An 18,520-nucleotide genomic window follows, 5' to 3' on the forward strand; every position below is an offset into this window, starting at 1 on the left:
TATGACAATTCCTGAATTGATCGATCTGTTCACCGCGCGTGCCATCGACGTGAAGGTGGTAGACGGTAACATTAAGATCCACGCGGCCAAAGGCGTCGTCGATGACGAGTTGCTGGCGCAGATAAAGAAGCATAAGCAAGCGTTGATTGCCGCCCTGGGCGTCACGGGCGGCGGGGCCATCGTCCCGCGCCGGGACGATGGCATGATCGACTGTTCGTTCGCGCAGCAGCGCCTGTGGTTCCTGGACCGGCTCGACCACGCGGCCGGGGCGGCGTATCACATGCCGGCCGGACTGCGCCTGTCGGGCCAACTGGACACGGACGCGCTGGTGCGCGCGCTGGACCGTATCGTGGCGCGCCACGAAAGCCTGCGCACCTGCTTTGTCGAGGTCGACGGCATGCCTTGGCAGCGCGTCGGCGCGGCGGGGCAGGGCATGGCGCTGGCGCGCCACGACCTGTCGCATTTGCGCGGGCATGAGCAGGAACAGGCTTTGGCCGCGCAGGCGCAGGATGAGAGCGCGGCGCCGTTCGACCTGGCGCGCGGGCCGCTGATCCGCGCGCGCCTGCTGCGCCTGGGCGAGCGCGAGCACGTGCTGCTGGTGACCCAGCACCACATCGTTTCCGACGGCTGGTCGGTGGGCGTGCTGGTGCGCGAATTGACGGCGCTGTACAGCGCCTTCAGCCAGGCGCTGGAGGATCCGCTGGCGCCGCTGTCGATCCAGTACCCCGATTACGCACTCTGGCAGCGCGCCTATCTGCAGGGCGAACGACTGGAACGCCAGCGCAGCTTCTGGAGCGCGCACCTGGCCGGTGCGCCGGCGCTGCTGGAACTGCCGACCGACCATCCGCGTCCGGCCCGCCAAAGCCATGCCGGCGCCAGCGTGGCGTTCGCGCTGCCGGCCGCGCTCACGGCGCAGCTGCAGGCGCTCGGCCAGCGCCACGGCGCCACCCTGTTCATGGTGCTGCTGGGGGCGTGGTCGGTGTTGATGAGCCGCTTGAGCGGACAGGACGATGTGGTGATCGGCACCCCGGTGGCAAACCGCCAGCGCGCCGAGGTCGAGCCCTTGATCGGCTTTTTCGTCAATACCCTGGCCGTGCGCGTGCGGCTGGACGCCGATCCGAGCGTGGCGCAGTTGCTCGAACAGGTCAAGCACACCATGCTGGACGCGTACGCGCATCAGGACATCCCGTTCGAGCAAGTGGTCGAGGCGGTCAAACCGGTCAGGAGCCTGGCACACAGTCCCCTGTTCCAGGTGATGCTAACGCTTAATAACACGCCACAAGGCAGCGAGCTGTCCCTGCCGGGCTTGCGGCTGGCGAAGCTCGAGCAAACCACCACCACCACCCAGTGCGATTTGTCGCTCTCGCTGACTGCGGTCGATGGTGCTCTCGATGGCGAGCTGGTCTTCGCCAGCGACTTGTTCGAACCAGCCAGCGCCGAACGCGTGCTGCTGTACTGGCGGCGCATTCTGACGACGATGGCGGACCCGGCGTACCAGCAGCACGTTGGCCGTATCCCCTTGCTGGCTGCGCCGGAACGCGATTTTGTACTTGCCGGATTGAATAGCCAGCAGACGGTGTCTCCCGCGAGCGAGTTGGTGCATCAACTATTTGAAGCGCGGGTGCTGGCCGCGCCGGCCGCGCCGGCGATCGTGTTTGGTGAGCAATCGCTGAGCTACGACGCGCTGAACCGGCGCGCCAACCGCTTGGCGCACTGCCTGATCGCCCAAGGCGTGAAGGCCGACGACCGGGTTGCGCTGTGCATGGCGCGCGGCCCGGACCTGGTTGTGGCGATGCTGGCCATTCTCAAGGCCGGCGCCGGCTACGTGCCACTCGACCCGGCCTATCCGGAGCAACGGCTGGCCTGGATGCTCGACGACAGCGCCCCGAGCGCGCTGGTCACCGACGCCGATGGCGCCGCGCGCTGGGATGGACGCTTGCCCGGCTGTCCGGTGATCGCCCTGGCCGGCCCTGGCAGCGGCGCGCTGGCGGGCCAGCCGGACGGCAATCCGGACCCGTCCAGCCTGGGACTGGGGCCGTCCCATCTTGCCTACGTCATCTATACCTCCGGCACCTCCGGCCAGCCCAAGGGGGTGATGGTCACGCACCGCAATATCGCGCAGCATATCGCGGCCTCGATCGCGCACTACGGCATCGGCGCCGGCGATTGCGTGCTGCAATTCACCTCGATCAGCTTCGACCCGTCGGCCGAACAGATCCTGTGCGCGCTGGGCGCAGGCGTGCGCCTGCTGCTGCGCGGGGAACACGTATGGACACCGGAGGAACTGGGAACGCTGCTGCGCACCCATGCGGTGAGCGTGGCCAACATCGCGCCGGCCTACTTCGCCAGCCTGGGCGACACCCTGGCCCAGGCCGATTCGCTGCGGCTGCTCATTGTCGGGGGCGACAAGCTGGGGCAGGCCGCGCTGGAGAGCTTGCCGGTCGGCTGCACGCTGCTCAACGCCTACGGCCCGACCGAAACGACGGTCACCGCGACCACGTTCGCGCTCGCGGCGGGCGGGCCGGTTCCCGCCGCCATCCCGATCGGTAAGCCATACGGCAATACCCGCGTCTACGTGCTGGACGCGTATCTGCAGCCGGTGCCGCTGGGCGTCAGCGGCGAGATCCACATCGGCGGCGCCGGCGTGGCGCGCGGCTACCTGAACCGGCCGGAGTTGACGGCCGAGCGCTTCGTGGCCGATCCGTTCAGTCCCGAGCCCGATGCGCGCATGTACAAGACGGGCGACCTGGGGCGCTGGCGCGCCGACGGCCAGCTCGAGTACCTGGGGCGCAACGACTTCCAGGTCAAGCTGCGCGGCTTTCGCATCGAGCTCGGCGAAATCGAGGCGCGCCTGGTGGCGTGCGCGGGCGTGCGCGAAGCGGTGGTGCTGGCGCTGGCGCCGCCACAAGGGAAGGGCGACGCGCGCCTGGTCGCGTACCTGACGGCCAGGCCGGAAGGCGACGCCTCCGCGCTCGAGCCGGGCGCGCTGCGCCAGGCCTTGCTGGAGCACCTGCCCGAGTACATGGTGCCAGGCGCGTTCGTGACGCTGGCGGCGCTGCCGCTCACGCCGAACGGCAAGCTGGACCGCAAGGCCTTGCCGGCGCCGGATGGCGCGGCACTGGCGCTTGCGCGCTACGTGGCGCCGCAAGGGGCCACCGAACAAGCGCTGGCCGCCATCTGGCAAGAACTGCTGGGGGTTGAGCGGGTCGGCCGCGAAGACCATTTCTTCGACCTGGGCGGGCACTCGCTGCTGGCGGTGCAACTGGCCTCGCGGGTGCGCCAGCGCATGGGGGCCGAGCTGCCGCTGCGCACCCTGTTCGCGCGCCCACTGCTGCGCGAGCTCGCTGGCAGCCTGGCGCAACTGGCGTGCGCGCCGCTGGCGCCGATTGCGGCGGCCAGCCGCGCCGCGCCGCTGCCACTCTCGTTCGCGCAGCAGCGCCTGTGGTTCCTGGACCAGCTCGACCACGTGGCCGGGGCGGCGTACCACATGCCGGCCGGGCTGCGCCTGTCGGGCCAACTGGACACGGACGCGCTGGTGCGCGCGCTGGACCATATCGTGGCGCGCCACGAAAGCCTGCGCACCTGCTTTGTCGAGATCGACGGCGTGCCGTGGCAGAGCTTCGGCGCGGCGGGGCAGGGCATGGCGCTGGCGCGCCACGACCTGTCGCATTTGCGCGGGCATGAGCAGGAACAGGCCCTGGCCGCGCAGGCGCAGGATGAGGGCGCGGCGCCGTTCGACCTGGCGCGCGGGCCGCTGATCCGCGCGCGCCTGCTGCGCCTGGACGAGCAAGAGCACGTGCTGCTGGTGACCCAGCACCACATCGTTTCCGACGGCTGGTCGGTGGGGGTGCTGGTGCGCGAATTCGCGGCGCTGTACACGGCCTTCAGCCAGGCGCTGGACGATCCGCTGGCGCCGCTGGCGATCCAGTACGCCGATTACGCGCTCTGGCAGCGCGACTATCTGCAGGGCGAACGACTGGAACGCCAGCGTGGCTTCTGGAGCGCGCACCTGGCGGGCGCGCCGGCGCTGCTGGAACTGCCGACCGACCATCCGCGTCCGGCCCGGCAAAGCCATGCCGGCGCCAGCGTGGCGTTCGCCCTGCCGGCCGCGCTCACGGCGCAGCTGCAGGCGCTCGGCCAGCGCCATGGCGCCACCCTGTTCATGGTGCTGCTGGGGGCGTGGTCGGTGTTGATGAGCCGCTTGAGCGGACAGGACGATGTGGTGATCGGCACCCCGGTGGCAAATCGCCAGCGCGCCGAGGTCGAGCCCTTGATCGGCTTCTTCGTCAATACTCTGGCTGTGCGCGTGCGCCTGGACGCCGATTTGAGCGTGGCGCAGTTGCTGGAACAGGTCAAGGGCACGCTGCTGGACGCGTACGCGCACCAGGACATCCCGTTCGAACAAGTGGTCGAGGCTGTAAAGCCAGTCAGGAGCGTGGGTCATAGCGCCTTGTTCCAAACCATGCTTGTTCTTAACAACACACCTGGCGCCGTTCCAGCCGCGCTACCGGGGTTAACGCTCTCCCTGATCGACAGCGCCACGACCACCTGCAAGTTCGACATGGCGCTGTCGATGGTGGAAACCGGTGCCAGGCTGGAGGGAAACCTGACATATGCCAGCGATCTGTTCGAATCAAGCACCATCGAACGCTTCTTGGGATACTGGAGGACCTTGCTTGATGCCATGGTTGGCGATAAGCCGGGACAGGTCGCGCGCCTGCCCTTGCTCGACGCCGCCCAGCAGCGGACGCTGTTAACGGCGTGGAGCGCAAGGACCGATTACCGGGCTGACGCGTTGATCCATACGGTGTTCGAAGAGCAGGTCGCCGCCAATCCGGATACGCTGGCGATCGCCCACCAGACGGAGCGTTTGAGTTATGCCGCCCTGAACGCGCGCGCCAACCAGTTGGCGCAGCGCCTGTACCGGCTTGGCGCGACAGCCGACTCGGTGATCGGACTGCATGTCGAGCGCGGCGTGGCGATGGTGGTCGGCATTCTTGCCATCCTCAAGGCAGGCGCGGCCTATCTGCCGCTCGACGCGGCCCTGCCGGACGCCCGGATCGGATTCATGATCGAGGATGCGGGCGCCCGGATCGTGCTGACGCAGCGCAGCCTGGCAGGCGCCCACGGTCAGGACTGCGTGGCGCTGTGCCTGGATGATGAACAACTCCTGGACGGATGTCCGGACAGCGCGCCACCGTGCGCGGCCACGCCGGCCAGCCTTGCGTATGTGATCTATACCTCCGGCTCGACCGGGCAGCCCAAGGGCGTCATGGTCGAGCACCGCGCTGTCCTCAATTTGTGGCAGGCGTTGGCGCGCACGGTGTTCGATGGGTGCCAGCGGCCCGCGCGGATCGCGCTGAACGCCGGCATTGCGTTCGACTCTTCCGTCAAAGGGCTGGTGCAACTTCTCTCTGGCCACAGCCTGGTGGTGGTTCCGGCCGACGTACGCGCCGACGGGCATGCCATGCTGGCCTTCCTTGCGCAGCAGGGCATCGACGCTGTCGATTGCACACCGGTTCAGCTCGACATTCTGCTGGCCGCCGGCCTGCTCGACGCCGAACGCCGTCCCGAACGCATCCTGATCGGCGGCGAGGCGATCAATGCGGCAAGCTGGGAGCGCATTCAAGCCGATACCCGGACCCGCTTTTACAATGTGTACGGTCCCACGGAGTGCACGGTCGATGCGACTGTCGGCTTGATCAATGGTGCGCCAACGAGCGTGCACATCGGCGTGCCGATCGCCAATGCGCGGGTGTACGTGCTGGATCGCCATTTGCAGCCTCAGCCTCCCGGCGTCGTGGGCGAAATCTACATCGGCGGGGCGGGTGTGGCGCGCGGCTATCTCAATCGAAAGCAGCTGACGGCGGAACGCTTCTTGGTCGACCCCTTCAGCGAGCAAGCGGCGGCGCGCATGTACAAGACGGGCGACCTTGGCCGCTGGCGCGCCGATGGTCGCCTTGGCTACCTCGGGCGCAACGATTTCCAGGTCAAGGTGCGGGGCATGCGCATCGAGTTGGGCGAGATCGAAGCCGCACTCGCCCAGCAGCCAGGGGTGCGCGCTGCCGTGGTGGTGGCGCGCGAGGATACGCCCGGTAACAAGCGCCTGGTGGCGTATCTGGCTCCCCTGGACGGGGCCGCGCCCGAGGCATTGCCCTTACGCCAGGCCCTGTTGCAAAGCTTGCCGGAATTTATGGTGCCCAGCGTATTCGTGACGCTCGCTACCTGGCCGCTCACGCCAAACGGCAAACTGGACCGCGATGCCTTGCCGGCGCCCGGCCAGGCCGCGCTGGTGCAGTCGCCTTTTGAGCCGCCACAGGGCGATGTCGAGCAGTTCATCGCGCGCATCTGGCAAACCTTGCTCGGTGTCGAGCGGGTCGGGCACAACGATCATTTCTTTGAACTGGGCGGCCACTCGCTTGCGTTGGTGCAGACCCGCTTTCAATTGGAGGAAAACTATTCCGTCAAACTCAATATCAGCCAGCTCTATTCGTTGCCGCGTCTGTGTGAAATCGCCGGTCATGTAGAGCAGCTGCTCGCGCTGCGCAAGGGCTCCACGGGGCGCAGACAGACAGTGTCACTCGATCTTTAATTGCAAGCGCACATGAAAAAACTCCATATTGGCTTGATCAATATCATGCCGAACGCTGTCGAATACGAATGCCTGTTGCGCGCAGCGCTGGAAGACCACCAGCAAGATGTCGAGATCCATTGTATTCGGCTGGAAACCCATCGTTACCACAGCAGTCAGTCCGGATGCATGCCTTACCCGTCGTTCTTCGAGCTCGTTGAGCGTATCGATCTCGATCTTCTGATTCTCAGCGGAGCGCCAGTGGAACATCTGCCCTATGCCGAAATTAGCTATTGGCAAGAGTTGACGACGATCCTCGGTTTCGCTGAACGACGTGTCCGCTCGGTGATGGGGATCTGTTTCGGCGGATTGGCACTGGCAAAATATCTGGGCGTCAACAAGCGCGTGCTGCCGGAAAAGCAATACGGGTTGTTCAACTTCAGGCTGACGCCGGCGGGCGTGCGCAGCCTGGCTGGACAAGGTGCCGAATTTCATCTGCCTTACAGTTCCTGGGCCGAGCTCGACGCGGCCGACGTGGCGCGCTCCGGCCTGGAAGTGGTGGCCAGTTGCGATCAACTCGGCCCGGGCGTTTTGCAGTCGCGGGACCGCAAGTTCTTCATTGTGCTCGGTCATCCCGAATATACCGCCGATACCTTGCGCGCGGAATGGATGCGCGATCAGGCAAAGGCCCTGGCCTACACCCACGCTTTCGACCACGCCTCCTTCGAGCGCATGCGTCAACAACTGCGCGCCGAAGCAGGCAACTTGCTCGCCCACTGGGTGAGCACCCACCTCGTACCCTCCAATCAGCCAACAAGTCTCGTCCATGAATAATCTGCAAGATCGACCTCACGAACCTCGCTTCTATTTGCGCGCGGACGCCTATTCGGAACCCTTGATCCTGAACTGGTATGCATGGCCATACCTGCTTGCACCGGTCAGTTGCGCGATGCATTTCACGGGGCGTCATTATCGTCTGATGCGCTCCTTCGTCGCCAATTCGCATATCCATATCTCTGCCAGCAAAGAAAAGAGCCTGGTGGGCGGCGATTTCGTGAACTGCAGCGCGGACCAGGTTGAGCAAGTACAGGCATTGATCACCCAGTTAGAGGTCGATTACGCCGATTTCTTCGACGTGCGAAAGTCGATCACGGCCCTGAATGCGCTGCTGGAAAAGCAACAGGGTCATTCGCTCGAGAAACTCTATGGCGACATCCCCCCGAACTTGCGCGGCTACGTCGAGCTGATCTACGACATGCAACACCATGCCGATTTTCGCTTGATCGAAGGCTTGCTGTTCGAAGGCGATCTGTACAAGCCCGCAGCGCAGAGTCTGGCGTTCGGGCTGCTGTCGGATGAGGGCGAGCGGCCATTTGTGCTCAGTTCGCCGCGCCTGCCCGATCCGCACTCCCTGCATTTCAACACCGCCTTCGCCAATCCGACGATCGACCGGCTGTTCGCGGCCCGCACGCAGGGATTGACGCACAGCGAACTGCGCGCGCTGCTGGCGGAAATGCCCGCGCAAGGCGGGCTCGACGCGATGGCCCTCTTTACCGAGGCCGCACCGGAACGACGCGGTCAGTCCCGTTCCACGCCGATGCGTATCCGCTATCTTGGTCATGCCGGGCTGTTGATCGAGACGGACCAGTTGTGCGTGGCCATCGACCCGGTGATCGCCTGCCGCGCGTCCGGCGGGGAAGGGGGCGCGCCGAGTTTTGCCGATCTGCCGGACCGGCTCGACTACATCTGCATTACGCACACGCATATGGATCACATGTGCATCGAGACCTTGCTTGAACTTCGCCACAAGACCGGGCAAGTGCTTGTGCCCAAGAATAGCGGCGGGAATATTGCCGATCCTTCCATGAAACTGATGCTCAAGTCGCTAGGTTTTTCGGTGCAGGAATTTGATGAAATGGAAGAGATCACGGTGGGCGCCATGCGCATCAAGGCGATTCCCTTTCTTGGGGAGCATGCCGATCTGAACGTACGTTCCAAGACGGCGTGGTGTTTCACTTTCCAGGATTTCACGGTGTTTTGTGGCGCGGATTCTTCCTGTATCGATCCGGTCCTGTACGAGCGCATCGCCCGCGCGGTCGGCAAGATCGACCTGCTGTTTCTCGGCATGGAATGCGTCGGCGCTCCGATGAGCTGGCTGTACGGCGCCCTGTTTACCAAGCCGGTGGCGCGCGCGATCAATGAGTCCCGGCGCTTCAACGGGGCCGACTTCGCTTCCGCGCAACGCATGATCGACATCATGCGTCCCACTGAGGTTGCCATTTACGCCATGGGCATGGAGCCCTGGTTCAAGTACTTCATGGGCACCGATTATGACGTCAACACGCACCAGATCGAACAATCCGATCGCCTGCTGGCATATTGCAGCGCCGCCGGCATCCACGCCGAGCGCTTGTACGGCAGCCGCCAGTGGGATCTGGAATGCCGCGCTACCCCGGCATAAGCAGGTAACGCGGCGGCGCGCCACGATCCATACCCACCATCGCGGCGGTCGCATTTGACGTGCGGCCGTCCAGGCTATTCAGACCAGTTAGACCATTGAGTATAAGAGACCGACATGAAATTATATGAGCTGATTGAATACATCGACGAACACGGCATCGCCGTCAGCGTCATCAATGGAAAACTGAATCTGGAAGCGCCTGAAGGCGCGCTGACGGACATGGTGATGGATGCGCTGCGCGCAAACAAGGCAGCCGTCGCGGCGCATTTCGGGCGATCGCTGGCCGCGCTGGCAGGCGCCGACGCGCCAGTCGCGGCGGGTGACTATCCACTCTCGTTCGCCCAGCAGCGCCTGTTTTTCATCCAGCAGTTCGATCCCGCGATCGTGCACTTTAACCTGGCCACCGAGTTGACCCTGGCCGACAGCATTGATCCAGGCCAGTTCGTCATCGCCGTTAACCGCGTGGTGAACCGGCATCCGATCCACCAGGTGCGCTACCTGATCGTCGATGGCAAGCTACGCCAGCGTTTCGATCCCGCCGCGCGTTTCCAGACCGATTGCGTCGACTTGCGCGAGCGCGACCCGGAGCAGCAAGAAGCGGCCCTGGCGGCCAGGCGCGAACTGCATGGCAATACCCCGTTCGACCTGGCGCGCGAGCCAGCCGTGCGCGCTTGCCTGTTCATGCGTGGCGCCGCGCCATCCATCCTCATGCTGGCATTCCATCACATTGCTACCGATGCCTGGTCGATTCGCCTGCTGACCGAAGAGATTGTCGCGGAATATCGCCACATCCTTGCCGGTCAGGAAGCAACAGCCGCTGCGCCGGCCCTGGCCTACTTCAACTATGCTGCTTGGCAACAGACTTATCATGCCGAAGGCGGCTTCGAGGTCAGCCGCAGTTTCTGGCAGCAAGAACTGGCGCAACTCGACGGCGCCCTGGAATTGCCCTTCGATGCGGTGCGGCCGGCGCAGCAATCGTACAGCGGCGCATTGCGCACCATTGAACTTGACGGCGCTTTAGGCGCGCAGGTGGGGCGACACTGCGTGCAGCATGGGTTCACCGAGTTCAGCGCCTACCTGGGCGCATACGCGCTTCTGTTATACAAACTGAGCGGTAAGACGGACCTGGTGATCGGCACCGACACCCATGGGCGCGACCATCCCGCGCTGCGGCAGATGATCGGATTTTTCGTCAATCAGTTAGCGCTGCGTATCAACGTCGACCCTCTGCTTGTCTCGTCGCAATTCCTGGCGTCGGTTCACCGGACCGTGCTACGGGCCTTCGACTATCAAGATATGCCGTTCGATCAGATCGTCGATGATTTGAAGATCGAGCGCGATCTCGCCTATTCCCCGGTTTTTCAAGTGAAATTCCTGTTCGACCAGGCCGGCGCGACACGCGCCGGGCAACTGGTGCAAGCCGAGCAACAGCAGGGCGCCACCAAGTCCCAGTACGACCTGACCTTGAAGGTCGAAGCCGATCGCATCGTCGCGTTCTATAACGCCGACCTCTTCAGCGCAAGCACGGTTGATTATTGGCTGCGCTGCTATGTGGAGTTGATCGCGGCCATGGCCAGCCCCGTCGATACCGCACTGGCCGATCTGCTCCGGAACGATCTGGCCGATGCCTTGTGCAAGCCGGAAGCGCCGGCCGACACCCGCCCGTGCGCCAATGTGCTGGCGCAAATCGAACAGGCGATCGCCGCTACCCCCGATGCTTGCGCGGTCGCCGAGGTCGATGCGTGCATTGACTACCGCACCCTCGGTCGGCGCATGCGCCAGTTGAGTGCGAAATTGCGCGCGCTCGGCGTCAAGCGGGGCGACCGCATTGCCGTCTATCTGGATCGATCGATCGATATGACCGTGGCCATGCTGGCCGTCATGAGGGTGGGGGCGGTCTTCGTCCCTCTCGACACCAGTTATCCGCTCGAACATATCCAGTTCACGCTCGCCGACAGCGCCGCGGCCATCGTGATCAGTGAGCGCGACCGCGCCGACGACTTCTGGGATTACTACGGTTTCGTGCTCGATATCGCCGCTTGCGACGACATCGGCGACGTGGCCGAGGACAGCACGGCGTTGCCGCAGCCTGACGATATCGCCTATTTGCTCTACACGTCCGGATCGACAGGCAACCCCAAAGGTGTGTTGATTCGCCATGCATCGCTGGACAATCTGTGCGCATGGTATGTCGATTTCGCTGAAATCGCGCCGGCCAGCCGTGTCATGCTGATGATTCCGATTGGCTTCGATGCATCGATCAAGAACATCCTGGCGCCGTTAATGTGCGGCGCCACGCTGGTACTGGCCGGCTGCGGCCCTTTCGATGCCGAGGCGTTGCTGCGTCAAATCGACAGCGAACGGGTCACTCTGATCAACTGCGCGCCCAGCGCCTTCCACGCTCTTCTGAAGGTCGACCGCCAGGCCGATTTCCGCCGTCTTGCGTGCTTGCGCATGGTTGCACTCGGCGGCGAAGCGCTCGACCTCAAGGCATTGAATTCCTGGCTTGCCAGCCCGCACTGCAACGCCATCCTGGCGAATGTGTACGGCCCGACCGAGTGTGCGGATATTTCGCTGGCCTTCAAGGCCAGCGCGGCGCAATGGTTGCAACGTAAGAGCGTGACGATCGGCCTGCCCATCCCGAACACCCGTGCCTACATCGTCGATCAATACCTCAAGCCGTGCCTGCGCGGTGTCACCGGCGAGTTGCTGATCGCAGGGGCTGGCGTGGGGGCCGGTTACCATCAATTGCCGGTGCAGACGGCGGACAGTTTTGTCGAACTCGACTGGGTGGAGGGCACTGCCTACCGCACCGGCGACTATTGCCGCGTCGACCATGACGGCAACGTGATCTATCAAGGCCGGCGCGATGGCCAGGTCAAGATTCGCGGGAAACGGGTGGAATTGCAGGAGATTGCGCTACGGCTGAGCGAGCTGCTGGCCGACACACGGGTTTCGGTGCAGTTGTATGCCCGCGATCAGGTGGAAATGCTGGTAGCATTCGCCGAAGGAGAGCACGATGGGGAGGCGTTGGCGCAGGCCAGGACCACCTTGGGCGAACGGCTGCCGCGCCACATGATTCCGCATCAGATCGTGGCCGTGGCCCACATGCCGTTAACCGACAATGGCAAGATTTGCGCCCAGAGTTTGTTCAGCCTCTTCGAGGCGCAGCGGGCGGCACGGGCCGACAATGCGGTAGTGGCCCTGGACCCCACCGAGACTTTGCTGGCAGGGATCTGGCAAAGCATCCTGGGAATCGAGGTGTCGGACCGGGCATGCGACTTCTTCACCGCTGGCGGCGATTCCATCCTGTCGATCCAATTGATTGCGCAATTGCGCGAACATGGCTACGCGGTGACCGTGGTCGATGTCTTCAAGTATCCGACCCTGGCCGAACTGGCACAGCACCTTGCTCGCAGCGCTCAGCTGGCCGCGCCGGCGCAAACCGGGACGGTGGCCCCGTTCGCGCTCATTGGCGAGGAGGACCGGGCCTTGGTGCCGGCCGGCGTGGAGGATGCCTATCCATTGACTTCCCTGCAGGCGGGCATGATGTTCCATGTCCTGCTCGAGCAGACCAGCAATGTCTACCATGACGTGTTTTCGACGCAGTTGCGCTTCGACTTCGACGTGGACGTTCTGCGCGCGGCACTGGCCGATGTGCTTGCCCTAAATCCGGTCCTGCGCACCGGCATTGATCTGACTGCGTATTCGGAACCGCTGCAGCTGGTCTATGCGCATGCCGAGCCCTTGTGGGAAGTGATCGATATCAGCGACCTGCCTGATGCGGAACAAGCAGCGTTCGTCGATGCCAAATTCCAGGAAATCAAGCAATCGCGCCTCGATCTTGCAGGTCCGAGCCTGATTCGTTTTCATATTTTGGTGAAAGCGGCCGACCGCGTCCAGTTCATCGTCGATGCGCACCACGTCATTGTCGACGGCTGGAGCATGGCGACGATGCAGCGGCAACTATTTGAACAGTATTGGCACAAAAAATCCGGGAGTGCGCTGTCAGACGTCTTCGACAGCGGCCCGACCCGATTCGCCGACTATGTGGCACGCCATTTGGGCGAACGCGACGATGTTGCCAGCAAAGCCTACTGGGATGCCTACCTTGCAGCCGGCCATGCGTCGCCACTGCCGGACAGTTACGCCGGACAAAGCGGGTGCTTTCAGCGTGTCGGACTCGACTTCGCGCCTGGCCTCAATGCAGCGTTGCTCGATTTTTCCACTCACTCGGCGATACCTGTAAAAACGCTCTTCTTGATGGCGCACGGCCAGATGCTGCGCTCTTTCCTCGACGGGGCGCTGGTGTCAAGCGGCGTGACCGACCATGGCCGCCTGGAAGTGCATGGCGCCCAAAACGTTCTCGGCCTGTTCCTGAACGTCCTGCCGGTGACCTTCGACTTTGCCAAGGGCACCTGGCGTGCCTTGGCGGGCGATCTGCAAGGTGTCGACAGTACGCACAAGGCGCACCGCGGCTACCCGTTCGCGGCCATCGCCGCGCAGCATCCGGCGTTGCGGATTGACGCCTTGTTCACGTTCAATAATTTTCACGTCCTTGATGGCTTGTTGGAAAGCCAAAAGATGGAGGTTGGCGCCACCTTCGGGTTTGAAGAAACCAATTTCCCATTGGGCACGCTCGTATCCGGCAATCCGGCCGCCGGTTTCCGGCTTGCCCTCACTACCAGGTTGGCCCTGAGGCCTGCGGACCTCGCCCTGTTGTCTCAGCAGTTCATCCTGGCGTTGAAGTTGATGATGGCAAATTTCGATGAGGGCGTGCCAGGCAGCGGGGAGTTCTTGTTGCCCTTGTGCGTCAATGGCGGGCTGCCAGGTGCGCACTGTGTCAGCGAGCTTGTCTTTGACGGCATGCTCGATGCCGAGTTGCTGGCCCACACCGCGTCACTGATCATTTTCAAGTGCCGTGCCCAACATCCGGACGCGGGCTGGCTGGCTGCGGCTGCGCCATTGTCCTATCGTGAAGTCGGCAGTGAAGGGGCGCACGATCGGCTGGACGGTAGCGGGGCAGGCGAGGCCGCGCTGATTGACATTACTGCGAGCAAGACCGGCCGCAATGTGACATTGATCATCCGTTATGCTGCCGCGCTGGCGGCGCTTCCACATCTTGGCGCCATCGCCAGCGCGAGTTTCGAGCAATATCTGGCGCTTGCCGCGCCGGCGCGGACAGCCCGTGTCGCGCGCGACCGGCAGGCAGGCTGGTATGCCGGATTCGATGCGGGCGCGGACCGCCGTTTCTGGTCAGGACACCTTGCCGATGCCCCCGCGCGCCTGGAATTGCCGGTGGATTTTGCCAGGCAGAGTCAGCGGCAGCGCGCTGCGAGCGCTGTGCCGTTCGTCTTGCCTGCGGAATTGGCCGCGGCGCTTCTCCTTCAAGGCGAGCAGCATGGCGTTGCGCTGTCGGAGGTATTGCTGGGCGCATGGGCGACTTTGCTGAGCCGTTTGGCTTGCCAGGAAGACCTGGTGCTTGGCGTCGAGATCGATGGTTCCTGCCAGGCCGGCGAGGCCGCTGCCGGCGGGTTCACTGACATGACGGCGTTGCGCCTGCAGGTCGATGCGCAATTGAGTGTCGCCGGGCTGCTGGCCCGCATTCGCGCCACGCTCGATGCCGTCGCACCGCATCTGGCGTTTCCCTTCGATCAACTGGACGCCAATTTGCAGTTGCAGCATCAAGTTCAGTTTGTGTTCGGCAAGGAGTTGGCAGCAAGCGCCCAGACCGAACTCGCACTGAGCATGGGCACGCGCGGTGGCGCACTTGGTGGAACTTTGCACTATGCTGATGAATTGTTCAGCGCTGAGACGGCGCAGCGTTTCATCGACTGTTTCATCCATCTGCTCGGCGCATTCGCCGGCGATGCCGCGCAACGCTGTAGCCGCCTGTCGATCCTAAGCGAAGCGCAGCGCGACTTTGTACTTGCCGGATTGAATAGCCAGCAGACAGTGTCTCCCGCGAGCGAGTTGGTGCATCAACTGTTTGAAGCGCGGGTGCTGGCCGCGCCGGCCGCGCCGGCGATTGTGTTTGGTGAGCAATCACTGAGCTACGACGCGCTGAACCGGCGCGCCAACCGCCTGGCGCACTGCCTGATCGCGCACGGCGTGAAGGCCGACGACCGGGTTGCGCTGTGCATGGCGCGCGGCCCGGACCTGATTGTGGCGATGCTGGCCATTCTCAAGGCCGGCGCCGGCTATGTGCCGCTCGACCCGGCCTATCCGGAGCAACGGCTGGCCTGGATGCTCGACGACAGCGCCCCGAGCGCGCTGGTCACCGACGCCGAGGGCGCCGCGCGTTGGGCCGGACGCTTGCCCGCCTGCCCGGTGATCGCCCTGGCCGGCCCTGACAGCGCGGCGCTGGCGGGCCAGCCGGACGGCAATCCCGACCCGTCCAGCCTGGGACTGGTACCGTCCCATCTTGCCTACGTCATCTATACCTCCGGCACCTCCGGCCAGCCCAAGGGGGTGATGGTCACGCACCGCAATATCGCTCAGCATATCGCGGCCTCGATCGCGCACTACGGCATCGGCGCCGGCGATTGCGTGCTGCAATTCACCTCGATCAGCTTCGACCCGTCGGCCGAACAGATCCTGTGCGCACTGGGCGCCGGCGCGCGCCTGCTGCTGCGCGGGGAACACGTATGGACACCGGAGGAACTGGGAACGCTGCTGCGCACCCATGCGGTGAGCGTGGCCAACATCGCGCCGGCCTACTTCGCCAGCCTGGGCGAGACCCTGGCCCAGGCCGATTCGCTGCGGCTGCTCATCGTCGGGGGCGACAAGCTGGGGCAGGCCGCGCTGGAGAGCTTGCCGCCTGGCTGCACGCTGCTCAACGCCTACGGCCCGACCGAAACGACGGTCACCGCGACCACGTTCGCGCTCGAAGCGGGCGGGGCGGTTCCTGCCGTCATCCCGATCGGTAAGCCATACGGCAATACCCGCGTCTACGTGCTGGACGCGTATCTGCAGCCGGTGCCGCTGGGCGTCAGCGGCGAGATCCACATTGGCGGCGCCGGCGTGGCGCGCGGCTACCTGAACCGGCCGGAATTGACGGCCGAGCGCTTCGTGGCCGATCCGTTCAGTTCCGCACCCGATGCCCGCATGTACAAGACGGGCGACCTGGGGCGCTGGCGCGCCGACGGCCAGCTCGAGTACCTGGGTCGCAACGACTTCCAGGTGAAGGTGCGCGGCTTCCGCATCGAGCTCGGCGAAATCGAGGCGCGCCTGGTGGCGTGCGCGGGCGTGCGCGAAGCGGTGGTGCTGGCCCTGGCGCCGGTGCAAGGCCAAGGCGATGCGCGTTTGGTCGCGTACCTGACCGCCAGGCCGGAAAGTGACGCCTCCGCGCTCGAGCCGGGCGCGCTGCGCCAGGCCTTGCTGGCGCACCTGCCCGAGTACATGGTGCCGGGCGCGTTCGTGACGCTGGCGGCGCTGCCGCTCACGCCGAACGGCAAGCTGGACCGCAAGGCGCTGCCGGCGCCGGATGGCGCGGCCCTGGCGCTGGCGCGCTACGCGGCGCCGCAAGGGGCCACCGAACAAGCGCTGGCGGCCATCTGGCAAGAACTGCTGGGAGTTGAGCGGGTCGGCCGCGAAGACCATTTCTTCGACCTGGGCGGGCACTCGCTGCTGGCGGTGCAACTGGCCTCGCGGGTGCGCCAGCGCATGGGGGCCGAACTGCCGCTGCGGACCCTGTTCGCGCGCCCGCTGCTGCGCGAGCTCGCTGGCAGCCTGGCGCAACTGGCGTGCGCGCCGCTGGCGCCGATGGCGGCGGCCAGCCGCGCCGCGCCGCTGCCGCTCTCGTTCGCGCAGCAGCGCCTGTGGTTCCTGGACCAGCTCGACCACGCGGCCGGGGCGGCGTACCACATGCCGGCCGGGCTGCGCCTGTCGGGCCAACTGGACACGGACGCACTGGTGCGCGCGCTCGACCGTATCGTGGCGCGTCACGAAAGCCTGCGCACCTGCTTTGTCGAGGTCGATGGCATGCCGTGGCAGCGCATCGGCGCGGCAGGGCAGGGCATGGCGCTGGCGCGCCACGACCTGTCGCATTTGCGCGGTCATGAGCAGGAACAGGCCCTGGCGGCGCAGGCGCAGGATGAGAGCGCGGCGCCGTTCGACCTGGCGCGCGGGCCGCTGATCCGCGCGCGCCTGCTGCGCCTGGGCGAGCGCGAGCACGTGCTGCTGGTGACCCAGCATCACATCGTTTCCGACGGCTGGTCGGTGGGGGTGCTGGTGCGCGAATTCGCGGCGCTGTACACCGCCTTCCGCCAGGCGCTGGAAGATCCGCTGGCGCCGCTGGCGATCCAGTACGCCGATTACGCGCTCTGGCAGCGCGATTATCTGCAGGGCGAAGCACTGGAACGCCAGCGCGGTTTCTGGAGCGCGCACCTGGCCGGCGCGCCGGCGCTGCTGGAACTGCCGACCGACCATCCGCGTCCGGCCCGGCAAAGCCACACCGGCGCCAGCGTGGCGTTCGCGCTGCCGGCCGCGCTCACCGCGCAGCTGCAGGCGCTCGGCCAGCGCCACGGCGCCACCCTGTTCATGGTGCTGCTGGGGGCGTGGTCGGTGTTGATGAGCCGCTTGAGCGGCCAGGACGATGTGGTGATCGGCACCCCGGTGGCAAACCGCCAGCGCGCCGAGGTCGAGCCCTTGATCGGCTTTTTCGTCAATACCCTGGCCGTGCGCGTGCGCCTGGACGCCGATTTGAGCGTGGCGCAGTTGCTGGAACAGGTCAAGGGCACGCTGCTGGACGCGTACGCGCACCAGGACATCCCGTTCGAACAGGTGGTGGAAACCCTGAACCCCACCAGGAGTTTGAGCCACAGCCCCTTGTTTCAGGTCATGCTCACGCTGAACAACACCCCGCCGGGCGCCGCATTGGCCCTGCCTGGTTTGCGACTGGCCCAGCTCGAACAGCCCGGCACCGTCACTCCGTTTGACCTGTCACTGGCCCTGGTCGAGGTTGAGGGCGGCCTCGCATGTGGCCTGACCTTCGCCACCGATTTGTTTGAAGAGGCCAGCATCAGCCGCCTGATCGATTGCTGGCGTTGCCTGCTCGACGCCATGGCGGGCGATGAGCATGCGCGCACAGGGCGTTTGCCGCTGTTGACCTCGCCAATGCGCAAGCAACTGCTGTCTGACTTTAACGCGAGCAGCGCTTCTTTTCCGGCAGAAAAGCTGATCCACCAACTGTTCGAGGAACAAGTCGTCCTGCAAGCGGCGACGCGCGCCGTGACGTATGAGGGATCGCATTTGTCTTACGGCGAACTGAACGACCGTGCAAACCAGTTGGCGCATTACCTGATCGGGCTGGGCGTGGGGCCTGACGTGCGGGTGGCGATTTGCCTGGAGCGCTCGCTGGACCTGGTGGTTGGCCTGCTGGCCATCCTGAAGGCAGGTGGCGCTTACGTCCCGCTCGATCCCACCTACCCGCGCGAACGGCTGGCCGACATGCTGGCCGATTGCGCGCCCCGGCTTGTGCTCACGCT

Annotated in this window: 4 protein-coding genes; all 4 read left to right on the forward strand. The window is 64.9% G+C overall.

What is annotated here, in order from left to right:
• Position 1 precedes the first annotated feature (1 nt).
• Positions 2–6,592, forward strand: a complete 6,591-nt coding sequence (locus tag F0185_RS19930; RefSeq protein ID WP_167227332.1) for a non-ribosomal peptide synthetase — start codon at positions 2–4, stop codon at positions 6,590–6,592.
• Between the two features lie 12 nt (positions 6,593–6,604).
• The gene (locus tag F0185_RS19935; RefSeq protein WP_167227334.1) at positions 6,605–7,405 is read left to right on the forward strand and encodes a homoserine O-acetyltransferase/O-succinyltransferase family protein; all 801 of its coding nucleotides are present in this window, start codon (positions 6,605–6,607) and stop codon (positions 7,403–7,405) included.
• Positions 7,398–9,032, forward strand: coding sequence for an MBL fold metallo-hydrolase (locus tag F0185_RS19940; protein WP_167227336.1), 1,635 nt, complete (start codon positions 7,398–7,400; stop codon positions 9,030–9,032). The genes F0185_RS19935 and F0185_RS19940 overlap by 8 nt, the downstream gene beginning before the upstream one ends.
• 114 nt (positions 9,033–9,146) lie before the next feature.
• On the forward strand, positions 9,147–18,520 hold a 9,374-nt coding region (locus F0185_RS19945; RefSeq protein ID WP_167227338.1), incomplete at its 3' end, for a non-ribosomal peptide synthetase.

Origin of the sequence: Massilia rubra, assembly GCF_011682065.1 — a bacterium.
Classification (GTDB): domain Bacteria; phylum Pseudomonadota; class Gammaproteobacteria; order Burkholderiales; family Burkholderiaceae_D; genus Telluria_A; species Telluria_A rubra.